This is a genomic window from Roseibium sp. M-1 (assembly GCF_054515675.1).
The window spans coordinates 6,283,825-6,295,899 of sequence record NZ_CM137257.1; the positions used below are offsets into that span (position 1 = coordinate 6,283,825).

16 protein-coding genes are annotated in these 12,075 nt (G+C 61.1%); 7 read left to right on the top strand and 9 right to left on the bottom strand.

All coding sequences use genetic code 11. The annotated features are described in order from the left end of the window. Positions 1–72 precede the first annotated feature (72 nt). Positions 73–372 carry a hypothetical protein gene (locus tag ACX3M4_RS28265; protein WP_459356254.1) on the top strand — a complete coding sequence of 100 codons (300 nt, stop codon included), beginning with the start codon at positions 73–75 and terminating at the stop codon, positions 370–372. Positions 373–374: 2 nt separating this feature from the next. Here the strand turns inward: ACX3M4_RS28265 and ACX3M4_RS28270 are convergent, their stop codons facing one another. The 4 genes from ACX3M4_RS28270 to gatC form a co-directional block, all read right to left on the bottom strand. Further along, complete coding sequence (locus ACX3M4_RS28270) at positions 375–1,490, bottom strand: NAD(P)/FAD-dependent oxidoreductase (RefSeq protein ID WP_459356255.1); 1,116 nt, start codon at positions 1,488–1,490, stop codon at positions 375–377. A gap of 273 nt (positions 1,491–1,763) precedes the next feature. Further along, positions 1,764–3,248, bottom strand: coding sequence for an Asp-tRNA(Asn)/Glu-tRNA(Gln) amidotransferase subunit GatA (gatA, locus tag ACX3M4_RS28275; RefSeq protein WP_459356256.1), 1,485 nt, complete (start codon positions 3,246–3,248; stop codon positions 1,764–1,766). Beyond that, a complete protein-coding gene (locus tag ACX3M4_RS28280) occupies positions 3,245–3,733 on the bottom strand; it encodes a GNAT family N-acetyltransferase (RefSeq protein ID WP_459356257.1) in 489 nt (162 codons plus the stop codon). Before ACX3M4_RS28280 ends, gatA begins: the two co-directional genes overlap by 4 nt. Before the next feature lie 13 nt (positions 3,734–3,746). Then, positions 3,747–4,034: an Asp-tRNA(Asn)/Glu-tRNA(Gln) amidotransferase subunit GatC gene (gene gatC / locus ACX3M4_RS28285; RefSeq protein WP_459356258.1), complete on the bottom strand. Its 288-nt coding sequence runs from the start codon at positions 4,032–4,034 to the stop codon at positions 3,747–3,749. Positions 4,035–4,175: 141 nt separating this feature from the next. Here gatC and ACX3M4_RS28290 point away from each other — a divergent pair, with 141 nt between their 5' ends. From ACX3M4_RS28290 to ACX3M4_RS28310, 5 genes are all read left to right on the top strand, one after another. Then, positions 4,176–4,544, top strand: a complete 369-nt coding sequence (locus ACX3M4_RS28290) for a darcynin family protein (RefSeq protein ID WP_459356259.1) — start codon at positions 4,176–4,178, stop codon at positions 4,542–4,544. Continuing rightward, positions 4,537–5,136: a TetR/AcrR family transcriptional regulator gene (locus ACX3M4_RS28295; RefSeq protein ID WP_459356260.1), complete on the top strand. Its 600-nt coding sequence runs from the start codon at positions 4,537–4,539 to the stop codon at positions 5,134–5,136. The genes ACX3M4_RS28290 and ACX3M4_RS28295 overlap by 8 nt, the downstream gene beginning before the upstream one ends. A gap of 150 nt (positions 5,137–5,286) precedes the next feature. After that, positions 5,287–5,781, top strand: a complete 495-nt coding sequence (locus tag ACX3M4_RS28300; RefSeq protein ID WP_459356261.1) for a YHS domain-containing (seleno)protein — start codon at positions 5,287–5,289, stop codon at positions 5,779–5,781. A 360-nt stretch (positions 5,782–6,141) separates the two neighbouring features. Beyond that, positions 6,142–6,939 carry a siderophore-interacting protein gene (locus ACX3M4_RS28305; RefSeq protein ID WP_459356262.1) on the top strand — a complete coding sequence of 266 codons (798 nt, stop codon included), beginning with the start codon at positions 6,142–6,144 and terminating at the stop codon, positions 6,937–6,939. Positions 6,940–7,026: 87 nt separating this feature from the next. Then, a complete protein-coding gene (locus ACX3M4_RS28310; RefSeq protein ID WP_459356263.1) occupies positions 7,027–7,641 on the top strand; it encodes an MliC family protein in 615 nt (204 codons plus the stop codon). 51 nt (positions 7,642–7,692) lie between these two features. Here the strand turns inward: ACX3M4_RS28310 and ACX3M4_RS28315 are convergent, their stop codons facing one another. Then, positions 7,693–8,709, bottom strand: coding sequence for a 1-aminocyclopropane-1-carboxylate deaminase (locus ACX3M4_RS28315; protein WP_459356264.1), 1,017 nt, complete (start codon positions 8,707–8,709; stop codon positions 7,693–7,695). Between the two features lie 155 nt (positions 8,710–8,864). On the opposite strand from ACX3M4_RS28315, the gene ACX3M4_RS28320 reads away from it, so the two are divergent. After that, complete coding sequence (locus ACX3M4_RS28320; RefSeq protein ID WP_459356265.1) at positions 8,865–9,329, top strand: Lrp/AsnC family transcriptional regulator; 465 nt, start codon at positions 8,865–8,867, stop codon at positions 9,327–9,329. A gap of 8 nt (positions 9,330–9,337) precedes the next feature. Here the strand turns inward: ACX3M4_RS28320 and ACX3M4_RS28325 are convergent, their stop codons facing one another. The 4 genes from ACX3M4_RS28325 to ACX3M4_RS28340 all read right to left on the bottom strand — a co-directional run bounded on the left by ACX3M4_RS28325 (position 9,338) and on the right by ACX3M4_RS28340 (position 12,070). After that, on the bottom strand, positions 9,338–10,123 hold the full coding sequence (locus ACX3M4_RS28325) for a hypothetical protein (RefSeq protein ID WP_459356266.1): 786 nt from the start codon (positions 10,121–10,123) through the stop codon (positions 9,338–9,340). A gap of 75 nt (positions 10,124–10,198) precedes the next feature. Next, the gene (locus tag ACX3M4_RS28330) at positions 10,199–10,738 is read right to left on the bottom strand and encodes an NADPH-dependent FMN reductase (protein WP_459356267.1); all 540 of its coding nucleotides are present in this window, start codon (positions 10,736–10,738) and stop codon (positions 10,199–10,201) included. Positions 10,739–10,813: 75 nt separating this feature from the next. Then, positions 10,814–11,437 (bottom strand): LysE family translocator, encoded by a 624-nt coding sequence (locus ACX3M4_RS28335; RefSeq protein ID WP_459356268.1) that lies wholly within the window; start codon positions 11,435–11,437, stop codon positions 10,814–10,816. 48 nt (positions 11,438–11,485) lie between these two features. After that, positions 11,486–12,070, bottom strand: coding sequence for an HD domain-containing protein (locus ACX3M4_RS28340; protein WP_459356269.1), 585 nt, complete (start codon positions 12,068–12,070; stop codon positions 11,486–11,488). Between the last annotated feature and the right edge of the window lie 5 nt (positions 12,071–12,075).

The following is a 12,075-nucleotide window of genomic DNA, read 5'->3' on the forward strand; positions in this document are numbered from 1 at the left end:
TGGTCACCTTGTTGAATTTAAAGTGTTCTTCTTGGTCGATTTCTGAATGAGCACGCGCACTGCAGCGATTTTATGAAGAAATGCGGACCAAATGATGGCATTCCTGTGCGCTGCAGCATCGAGTGCGGATTATTCTCTGATCTCAAACGCGTCTGGCGTCAATTGGTTTCGTATTTTTTGAAAGAAAATCAGATTGGTAATGCTGAAGGGGCCAATTTGGAGGCGATTTCGGAAGGGGAAAACCCGCGCCGGTGGTGCGACGAACGGGCCGAGGTCAGGCGGTCGGAGCTTTTGGCGCACGTCGCGAAAAAGTGGGTTCCGGGTTTTCGCAAAAAGTCGTACGTCAAAAAAGAGAGAAAGCGGGCCACGTGAATTCAAATGAACGCGACACGCTTCAAGTGCCTTAGAACCAGATCGGCGATCGCCAGGGCGGAGGTCAGACCGGGGGACTCGATGCCATAAAGTGCAACCAGCCCGCCAAGGCCATGTTGCTCGGGTCCGTCGATGCGGAAATCGGCCGCCGGTTCGCCGTGGCCGGAGATCTTCGGTCTTATGCCGGAATAGTCCGGAATGAGCGCGCCGTCCGGCAGGCCTGGCCAGTAGTGGCGGATGGCGGCATAGAATTTTTCGCCGCGGGCCGGGTCGACCGGGTAATCGAAAGTTTCGACCCATTCCACATCGGGGCCGAAACGGGCCTGGTGCTGCAAATCCAAAGTCAGATGGACGCCAAGCCCGCCGGGTTCCGGAACGGGATAGATCAGCCGGGAAAACGGGGCCTTGCCCTGGAGCCTGAAATAGCTGCCCTTGGCGAGCAAGGCCTTCGGCGCTTTGGCTTGCGGAAAGGCCTTCATCAGCTCGGGAGAGGCATGGCCGGCCGAAACCACCAGCTCGCGGCAGGTGAGGGCATAGCCGCCTGCATCCCCGGTCGCGACATGGACACGGTAACCGCCACCGGCGAACGGCTCCAGCATTTCGACGCGTGTGTTCAGCACCACCTGGCCACCGGCCGCTTCCAGGCCACCCTGAAGCGCCAGCATGAAGCCGTGGCTGTCGAGAATGCCGGTGGAGGGGGAAAGGAGTGCGCCGGAACAGGCGAGCGCCGGTTCCAGTTCGCTCAGCTCGTCCCGGCCGACAAACACCAGATCGGTGACGCCGTTCGCAGCAGCCTTTTGCCGGATCGTCTCCAGTTCCGGCAATTGATCTTCGTTTCCGGCGACGATCAGCTTGCCCATGCGTTCATGGGCAACGCCATTTGCCAAGCAGTACCGGTAGAGCTTCTCCTTGCCTTCCACGCAGAGCCGGGCCTTGAGGCTGCCGGCCGGATAATAGATGCCGGCATGGATAACTTCGGAATTGCGGGCACTCGTCTCGGAGCCGATCAGACCGTGCTGCTCCAGCACCATCACCTCACGGCCGGAAAGCGCGAGCGCCCTGGCTACGGCCAGCCCGACCGCTCCGGCACCGATCACAAGGGTTTCGATGTCATGCATGGGTCTGTTTCTCCCGGCAGTTCCAGCGAATGGCTCGAAAGAAGGAGGCGCTCAGGTCACTTCGGTTACGGCTTCGCCGTGTACCCCCATCCCTAACCCTTCCCCACAAGGGGGAAGGGAATTCGGCTGCGGTCAGCGGACGGATACCTTGCCTCTCTCAGACCCCGGGCGTTCCCGCATTTCGAAGCAGCGTTGCAGCGTGGTCCCCCTCCCCCTTGTGGGGAGGGGCTAGGGGTGGGGGTATCTCGTTTCGCTAACGAGATTGGAAGTTAATCAGCCCCACCACTTTTCCGGTTCGAAAGAACCGGCAGCATCCTCGATGACCTGGCCGATCTGGAACAGCGTGCTTTCCTCGAACGGCTTGCCGATGAGCTGCAGGCCGAGCGGCAGGCCGTCGCCGCTGAGGCCGGCGGGAACGGCGATGCCCGGCAGGCCGGCCATGTTCACCGTCACGGTGAAGATGTCGTTGAGATACATCTTTACCGGGTCGGAATGAAGGTCCTGGTCGGCGACGCCGAAGGCGGCCGACGGGGTAGCCGGGGTCAGGATCGCATCGACGCCGTTTTCCCAGGCAAGGTCGAAGTCGCGCTTGATCAGGGTGCGGACCTTCTGGGCCTTCAGGTAATAGGCGTCGTAATAGCCGGCAGAGAGCACGTAGGTGCCGATGAGAATGCGGCGCTGTACCTCTTCACCGAAGCCTGCGGCGCGGGTGTTCTCGTACATCTCGACAATGTCCTTGCCGGGCACACGCAGGCCGTAGCGGACGCCGTCATAGCGGGCAAGGTTCGAGGAGGCTTCCGCCGGGGCGACGATGTAATAGGCCGGCAGGGCGTACTTGGTGTGTGGCATGGTAAGGTCGACGATCTCTGCGCCTGCATCCTTCAGCCAGGCAATGCCCTTCTGCCACAGCTCCTCGATCTCGGCAGGCATGCCGTCCATGCGGTATTCCGCCGGAATGCCGATCTTGAGGCCCTTCACGGACTTGCCGATGGCAGCTTCATAATCGGGAACCGGCAGATCGACGGACGTGGTGTCCTTCGGATCGACGGAGGCCATGGACTTGAGCAGAATGGCGCTGTCGCGCACGGTGTGGGCAATCGGGCCAGCCTGATCGAGCGAGGAGGCGAAGGCGACGACGCCCCAGCGGGAGCAGCGGCCGTAGGTCGGCTTGATGCCGACGGTGCCGGTGAAGGCGGCCGGCTGGCGGATGGAGCCGCCGGTGTCGGTTGCCGTCGCGCCCATGCACATGCGGGCCGCGACCGCGGCAGCGGAACCGCCCGAGGAACCACCCGGAACCAGGTCCTGGTTCGAGCCGTTCTTGCGCCACGGGTTGATGACCGGGCCGTAATAGGACGTCTCGTTGGAGGAGCCCATGGCGAACTCGTCCATGTTGAGCTTGCCGAGCATGACGGCGCCGTCGGCCCACAGGTTCGAGGTCACGGTGGATTCATAGGGCGGCTTGAAGCCGTCGAGGATGTGGCTGCAGGCCTGGGTGTGGACGCCCTTGGTGGCGAAAAGGTCCTTGATGCCGAGCGGGATGCCTTCCAGCGCGCCGCCTTCGCCCTTGGCGAGCTTGGCGTCGGAGGCTTTCGCCATCTCGCGGGCCTGGTCCGCGGTGACGGTGATATAGGCGTTGAGCTGGGCATTGGCCGCCTCGATGTTGCCGATGAAGGCATCGGTCAGCTCCAGGGACGTATAGTCCTTGTTCTTCAGCCCTTCGCGGGCCTCGGCAATCGTCAGTTTGGTCAGGTCGGTCATGGATGTGTCTCGGTCAGGGCCGCGATCGGCCGGGAATAGAAGATGGAATAGGGACTGTCGGGATAATCGAGCACCGGTCCGCAGCGTCTGAAGCCGGCGCGCTCATAGATGCGCCAGGCCGCAGGGTGTTTGTCGCCGGTTTCCAGCACCAGTTCGGCAAAGCCTTCTTCCTCGGCCAATGCGACGATACGGTCCAGGATCCGGCCACCCAGTCCCATGCCCTGAAAGGCGGGGCGGGTGTACATGCGCTTGACTTCGGCGATGCCGTCCTCGTGCCGGTGCAGCGCGCCGCAGGCGGCAAGGCTGCCGTTGATGCGGGCGGTGAAGACCGTGGTGGCTTTTCCCGCCATCTCGTCAGGCGTCATATGATAGCAGGCTTCCGGTGGCGACAGGGTCAGGAGCAGCGCGTTCAGCTCGGCAATCATCACCCCCATGTCTTCGGAGAGGGGCGTTTCGATGCCGATGACCGGTGCGTCCGTGCTCATTCCGAAGGGTCCGTTATTCGACGACTTTCGGCACCATGAAGAAATTGTCTTCCGATGCCGGGGCGTTGCGGGTGATGTCGGCGGCCTTGTTGCCGTCGGTGACACCGTCTTCGCGCTTCTTCATGGTCTGCTCGACGACAGAGGTCAGCGGCTCGACGCCATCGATATTCACTTCGTCCAGCTGTTCGACAAAGCCCAGGATGGCGTTCAGCTCGCCGGTCATGCGGGTGGCGTCGTCTTCGCTCACCTTGATGCGCGCCAGGCGCGCGACGCGTTTCACCGTATCGGTATCGACAGACATATCTTCCTCGTTTGTTCGGTCCTGCGGGCAGGCTTGGCTTTGTTTGCGGCGCTTTCCGGCGAAAGGCAAGCGCGCTCGCTTGCGCCACTGAAGATTTCGATTTAATACGGTACCAATTATAACCGTAATTGAGATATGCGCATGTCTCCTGTCCCGGAAACGATCCGCCCGCTGCCGATGGCAGCCATCGTCTACCTTGCCTTCGAGCCGGCCTGGCTCGCCCTGTCACGGGAGGAGCGGGGGCGGTTTGCCGCCAAGATCGGCGGCATCCTCGCGTGCCATCAAAAGGTGACCTTCGAGTGGTTCGACGCTGATGCCCTGGCAGGCGGCTTCTCTGATTTCGCCATCTGCCGTTTCTGCGACATGCGCGCCTATCATCACCTTTGGGAGGAGCTGCGTGACACGGAGATATTCGCCAGACCCTTCGCGCGGATCGTCAATGTGACGATCGGGATTGAAAACGGCTTCCGGGACTATGAGGCAACAATGGCGACTAATGCCGATGCCTGAGCGCGGCACAGCCGGGCGGCCACAGGAAAGCCGGGTCAGCAGCGCGCTTCTGGAGGCAACGCTTCGGGAGCTTGCCGACCACGGCTACGAGAAGACCACCATCGCGGCAGTGGCGGCTAGGGCGCGCACCAGCAAACAGGCGGTCTACCGGCGCTATGCCGACAAGGGCGCGCTGATCGCGGCGGCCATCGAAGAAGCGCTTGCAAAGGTCAATCCCGGTCCGCCACTGCGCGGCAGCGTCGCAGAAGACCTGCGTCACTGCCTCGGCAACACGGTGAAGGCCTTGCAGGAAACGCCTCTTGGCCGCGCGATCCGGGCGCTTGTACCCTATCGACATCTGCCCGGGCTGGCGCGGGTGCTGGACGAGGCCGAAGCGAACCGCCGCCTGGTCCTGCGCCAGATCTTCATCGCCACCGCCTTCGAAGCGGACATGGAAACGCGGATCGATCTGCTGCTCGGGCTGATCTATTTCCGGCTGCTGATCCGGCATGCCGGGATCGGCGAGGGGGATATCGAACGGGCGATCTATCTGGTGCTCGGACTGGTCGCGCCGCGCGATCCCGATGTTACAACCGGTCTCCCCGGAATGTGATCCAACGCCTCATCACGTTTTTCTCGCTCGCCGTTAGCGGCTCTGTGATTAAGGGTGATTGGCCAATCCTCGCGGCAGAAGACATCTTGCGGATCGCAGGAGCTTCGGGCTCAGCGCCAATGAATTTTCAAACTCCCGAGGGAGACGTCCATGCCGCTCTATACCTCCAAATCCGTCCTGATGGGCCTGACCGCACTCTTTTCCGTTACCGGCTTTGCCGCCCTTGCCGACGAAATTACCACTTTCACCAAGGACGGAACCGCCATCGGCGGTACCGATCCGGTTGCCTATTTCACTGAAGGCAAGCCAGTGGCGGGCACGGACGACTTCACCGCCGAATATGACGAAGTCACCTGGAAATTCTCGTCTGCCGAAAACCGCGACAAGTTCGTTGCAGACCCCGCCAAATACGCCCCCCAATATGGCGGCTTCTGCGCGTTCGGTGCCGCCATGGGTTTCAAGGTGCCGGTGGTGCCGGAGGCCTGGTCGATTGTCGACGGCAAGCTCTATCTCAACAACTCGGCGAAGGTTCAGGAACGCTTCGAGGAAGACGTGCCGGGCTATATCCGCAAGGCAACGCTCAACTGGGACATCATCAAGGACAAGAACCCGGGCGATCTCAAAGAGCCGATCATCCAGGAGTGATCTTGGCCGATAGATTGTTCTCCTCCCGGAAAGCCCGCTGCGAAGCGGGCTTTTTGCCTATCTACATCCTTCACCGTCATTCCGGACAAGCTCGGCGAAGCCGGGCGCTGATCCGGAAACCAGCGTGTCAGCGTGAGCGCAGCGAACTCTCCAGAAACAAAAGCCGCGCTTGCAGCGCGAAATATGTCTGGGTTCCGGATCGGCGTGCAGCTCTGCTGCACTTGTCCGGAATGACTGTGGAGAGGCAAAACCGAGCCGCTCCCGGACACCCCGTTACACTTTTCCTTCGCCCCGGGTCTTCAAATTGAACCCCCGCGATGTTAAATCCTGATTTCAGTACTCAAGATTTAGAGGTGCCCCGTGGCCACACCGCCGAAACGCCGCCCCCGCTTTCTAACCGTCAAGTCTGCCCGCTACCTCAGTCCGAATTTCATTCGCGTCACCTTCGCCGGCCCGGAGCTGGAAGGCTTCCCGGAGAAGCACGAGGGCGCTAACTGCAAGCTGCTGCTGCCGAGGGACGGCGAAAGCCGGCAGGACTTCGAGGCCTATTTCGAGCCGGATGCGCCGTCGGAGAAGATCCATCCGGTGCGCACCTACACGGTCCGTTCCTTCCGCGCAGATGTGCTTGAGCTCGACATCGACTTCGTGGCGCATGGCGACGAAGGACCGGCGACGCGCTGGGCGCAGCGGGCCGGACCTGGATCGTTCCTCGGTTTCTTCGGGCCGAGCCAGCCGAAGATCACCGGGTTCCATGCCGACTGGTACCTGCTGGCGGCCGACCTTTCGGCAATGCCGGTGGTGGAGGCAACACTCGAGGCAATGCCTGCGGACGCAAGGGGCATTGCCGTTTTTGAAGTGCCGTCCGACGCGGATATCCGTGAGATTGCGGCGCCTGCCGGTATCGAGATCCGCTGGCTTGTCAAGGAAAACGTCCATGCGGCTTCCACGGCCCAGATCGACTTCGTCAAGGCGATGCAATGGCCATCGGGCACCGTTCAGACCTGCATTGCCGGGGAAAGCTCCGTCATCCGCGCCCTGCGCGATCATCTTCACAACGAGCGCAAGGTTCCGAAGGCCGACACCTATATCTCCGGCTACTGGAAGATCGGTCTGGTGGAAGATGAACACCAGCAGATGAAACGGTCGGAAGCTGCCTGACGGACCTTTTCTCCTCTCCCAAATCTTGCCATCAACCTGAGCTTCGCTACTTGCATGGTTTCGGTATTGAATTGGGAGGTTTCCGCAATGCATCGATTTGCAATCTGTCTGAGCGTGTTGATCGCCTGGTTCGGTTGGGGTCCGGCGGCCTTCGCCTCCGATCCCACCTTCGACTGTTCCAAGGCCGAAAGCTCGGCGGAAAAGCTGATCTGTTCCAACGACGATCTGGCGGCGCTCGACCGGAAACTCTCCGACGTCTACGAGGGCGCGGTCGGTGTTGCGAAATCGCTCGATGCCGGGGCGGAAGAAGAACTGAACACCCTGAAGGCCTATCAGCGCGGTTGGGTGAAGGGGCGGGACGAGTGCTGGAAGGGCGAGGATGAACTGGCCTGCATCCGTGCCTCATATGAGCGCCGCGTGGCGGAACTGACCGCCCGTTATCAGCTGATCGAGGGGCAGAAACCGGTCTTCTACACCTGCAATGATAATCCGGCGGACGAGATCGTGGCGACGTTCTTCCCGACCGACCCGCCCTCGGCGCGGCTGGAGCGGGGCGATACGACCGAGATCGTGGTTCAGGGCCTGAGCGGTTCCGGCGCCCGCTACGAGGGCGATTTCGGAATTCTCTTCTGGATCAAGGGCAACGAGGCGACGGTAGACTGGCCGCAGGGCACGTCTTTCACCTGCAAGACGACGGGCTGACAGGACCCTGCGGTCCTGTCTCCTTCCGTTCCAAGCGCCTGGATGCCGGCCTCAGCCGTCCTTGTAATAGTAGCTGTAGCCGTTGATCGCAGGCGCGCCGCCGAGATGGGCGTAAAGGACCTTTGAACCGGTGGGTATTTCACCTTTTTGGATCAGGTCGATCATGCCCTGCATGGATTTGCCCTCGTAGACGGGGTCGGTGATCATCGCCTCGGTCTTTGCGGCAAGCCGGATGGCCTCGTTGGTTTCTTCCGACGGCACGCCATAGGCCGGGTAGGCGTAGTCTGTCTTGATGACGATCTCGTCGTTGCGGACGGATCGTCCGAGCACTACAAGATCTGCCGTGTTGTCGACGATCTGACGCACCTGCTGACGGGTCTGTTCCGGCGTTCCGGATGCGTCGATGCCGATGACGCGGTCTGCCCGGTTCTGATCCGCAAAGCCGACGATCATTCCGGCCTGGGTGGAGCCGGTGACGACGCAGACGACGATATAGTCGAAGGTCACGCCCATGTCCGCTTCCTGCTGCCGGACCTCCTCGGCAAAGCGGACATATCCGAGACCGCCGAATTTATGTACGGAAGCGCCTGCCGGAATGCCGTAGGGCACACCTCCGGCGTCGCGCACGGACTGAAGCGCATCCTCCCAGCTCTGCCTGATGCCGATGTCGAAGCCATCATCCACGAGGCGGGAATCCGCTCCCATCAGACGTGTCAGCAGGATGTTGCCGACCCGGTCATAGACGGCGTCGTAATGGGGCACCCATTTTTCCTGAACCACCACGCACTTCATGCCGATCTTGGCCGCGGTCGCGGCGACCATGCGCGTGTGGTTGGACTGGACGCCGCCAATGGAAACCAGCGTGTCCGCACCGGAGGCAATCGCGTCCGGCACGATATATTCAAGCTTGCGCAACTTGTTGCCGCCGAAGGCAAGACCCGAATTGCAGTCGTCCCGCTTGGCATAGATCTCCACCTTGCCGCCGAGGGCTGCGGACAGGCGGGGGAGATGTTCAATCGGGGTCGGGCCGAAGGTGAGGGGATACCGGTCAAACTTGTCGAGCTTCATGGGGCACCTGCGTTGATTGATGATGCTCCAAGCCTTGCAGAAATCAGGTGAAAGGTGCTCTCATAGTTTCTTGGAAATTTTCTGAAGTTGAGAGCGTTGAAGTTGGTTTGTGAAACGAGTGTTCATCATGATGTTAATTTGTGGAAGATTCTTTCATGAGTGAAGATCTGGACAGGATAGACAGGAAAATTCTCAAGCTTTTGCAATCAGATGGCCGCCTCAGCAATGCCGATCTCGCCGCGCAGGTGAATGTCAGTCCGGCGACCTGCCATAGGCGAACGCAGCGGCTTTTCGACGAGGGCTATGTTCAGGGCGTGCGTGCGCAGATCGATCCCGTCAGGGTCGACCGTTCCGCTCTTGTCATCGTCGGGGTGGTGCTGGACCGCTCGACACCGCAAAGCTTCGCCGAATTCGAGGAGGTCATCCGCAAGGCCGATTTCATTCTGGACTGCCATCTGGTGGCCGGCGATTTCGATTACTTCCTCAAGATCCGGGCGCGCGACATGGCCGACTTCAACAAGCTACACGGCGAAAAGCTCATCGCACTGCCGGGTGTGCGGCAGACGCGCACCTTCTTTGTCATGAAAGAGGTAACGGACAATGCGCCGTTACAGTTCTGAGGGACTGCCTATTTCAGCCCTTCATAGGCATAGCGTGTCTTTGTGGTTGCCTCCGCATCGAACCAGCCCGGCTGTTTCTGCAGGAGCCGGAAGAGATCGTTGCTGCGCCTCACCTGATCGAGGTCGAAATGCTCCGTGTCCTCATCACAGGCGAAATCGAAGGCGCATTCGGCGATCAGGGGCCAGTTCGTTGCCTTACCGGCATACCAGAAGCTCAGTCCCATTTTCACCGGTTCGCCGGTACCGAAATCGATCTTGCAGAGCTTGCGGAAAATCTCGGTCGGTCTGAAGCGATTGACCGTGGCGAGCTTCGTCTCGCCCGGCAGGTCCAATGCGGAGAGTGCCGGAAAGATGTCCCTGGCCCTGGCCAGGTTGGAAACATCCGGTTCTTCACTGAAGCGGACCGCGCTTGAACGCGAGAAGACGCTCCTGAACGGCGGCATCAGGTCTTCCTCAAATTTCTCGTCGGCATCCAGCCCGTCTGCTGTCTCGAGGGAAGCCGCTTCGGCGAGGATCAGATCCGGATCGCGGTACTTGAGCGTCAGCTTGTGCACATTGTCGCCGGCTTCGAACCGCAGGCGAAATGCATAGCCGGCCTTGTGGAGTGCGAAATCCTCCGTGTCGAGATAGGAGGTCCTGCGTTCATCCTCCTTGGCCTGGCGCTTGATTTCGCCGCCAAGTCTTTCAGCGAGAAAACCGACAAGATCCTGAAGGGCATTGCAGGCCGCTTTGCGGTCGAGGAAACGGCCGGGATTGAGGATCAGCTTGTATTCGCGGGAGGTGATGGTCTTCATTGTCGGCTCCTCGCCTCGCAGTCCGGCCAAGAGTGCGGCCTTCCCGCAAAAAGGTCAAATTGCCGGAACTTCGCTTCAGGATTGCGTCAACAAGGCTGACTGGAAGCGCAGAAGCCCTTCCCGGACAATCGAGGCGAGGTTCGGGTCGTTGATGACCTTCTCGGCTGTCAGCGCATTGCTCGTGAGGCAGAGGTTGAAGCAGGCATCGGCACGGAACTGCGCAGACATGGTTTTAAGCACTTCCTCCAGCTGAACCGGAGCAAAGCCGTGCCGGGCAGTGACGTGGGCAAGGGCAACCGGCTTGCCGGGAAACCGCGTGCAGCCAACCATCCAGTCGAGTGCATTCTTCAGGCTGCCCGGCAGGGCATGCATGTATTCCGGCACGGCGAACAAGAGCCCGTCAGCTGCCGCCACCCGGTCGCGCAGGTCGCGCACGCTCTCCGGCAACAGGCCATCGTCATCGAGATCCGGGGTGAAATGCGGTAATTCGGCGATTGCCTCGTATCGGACAAGCGTCATTCCCGCCGGGGCCAGGCGCTCGGCGGCTTCCAGCAGCGCCAGATTGGACGACGCAGCACGCAGGCTGCCGCAAAAGGTCAGGATCTTGAAAGGCAATGACGGCGGGTTCCGGTTGAATGGCAGTCCCCAGCCTAACGGATTCGGCAGTCCGGGTGAGCCCCGCCGGATTTCCTACCTGCTTGCCGCTGCGAGTGCCGTGCCGAAGCCCACGAACAGCCCGCCGGTGACGCGGCGGACCCAGCGCATGCGTCTGTCCGAGGTCAGGAAACGGCGCATATGGCCGCCGGCAAAGGCGATGGCCGCGTGGTTGGCAAAGCACAGGGCGGCATAGGTGAAGGACAGGATCGAGGTTTCGACCATGTCGATGCCGTCGTGGTGCATGAATTGCGGAAAGAGAGCTGTGATCACCAGGATGGCCTTTGGATTGGTGATCGAGACGACAAAGGCTTCCAGAAACAGCTTCCAGGCGCTCTTGCGCGCCGTCAGCACGCCGTCCTGCAGCTGAAAGGTGCTTTTGTCGCGCCAGAGCTTGATGCCAAGGAAGATCAGATAGGCCGCGCCGACAACCTTCAGGATCGTAAAGGCGAGGGCCGAGGTTGCCATGAGAGCACCGAAGCCGAAGGCGACGGCATAGCCGAGCAAAACGAGGCCAAGCGCGTTGCCTGTGGCCGAGGCAAGCGTCGCGTTGCGACCGAAGCGCAGTGTGTTGGACAGCGCCAGCATGACGCCGGGGCCGGGGCTGACGGCCGGCAAGAGCGACAGGGCGACGAACAAAAGCCAGAGATCGAACGGCATTTGGATAGCTCACGCTGGAAAGCACCGCGAATGCGGCAGGAAGATATTTCAGGGCAGGAGACGGCCGTCCCGGACGGCACGCCGGAGAAGATCCTGGGCATAGGCCCACAGGTCCGGGAAGGGAGCGAGGCGGGATTCCTTGGTCAGGCGCATGGTCTCGGCGGATAGGGGTTCGTGGGTCGGTTCGTCCTGGCCGGAGGCAAAGACCAGCACCATCGGATGCAGCGCATCCATGGCATTGGCAAATTGCGCTTCCCTGGTCTCGCATGCCTCGAATTCCAGCCACAGGGACCTGAAGTCCTGGCCCTGCACCTCGGGCAAAAGCGAGAACAGGCGGCCGGCGGCGGTCATTTCCCGGTCCTTGACGTCGCCGCGATTGTCATCGGTCACCCAATGATCGCCGGCGTCGATCTCGACGATGTCATGAACCGCAAGCAGGCGGACGACATGGCTGATATCCGTGCCTTCATGGGCGTGACCGGCAAGGGTCAGCGTCTGCAGGATCACATGCCAGCAATGCTCTGCCGTCGTCTCGCGGCGGCTTCCGCAGGCAAGCTGGTTCAGCCGCACGACTTCCTTCAGCTTGTCCGTCTCGAGCAGGAAGGCGATCTGCCGGTCCAGCGTCTCTTGCATGGAGG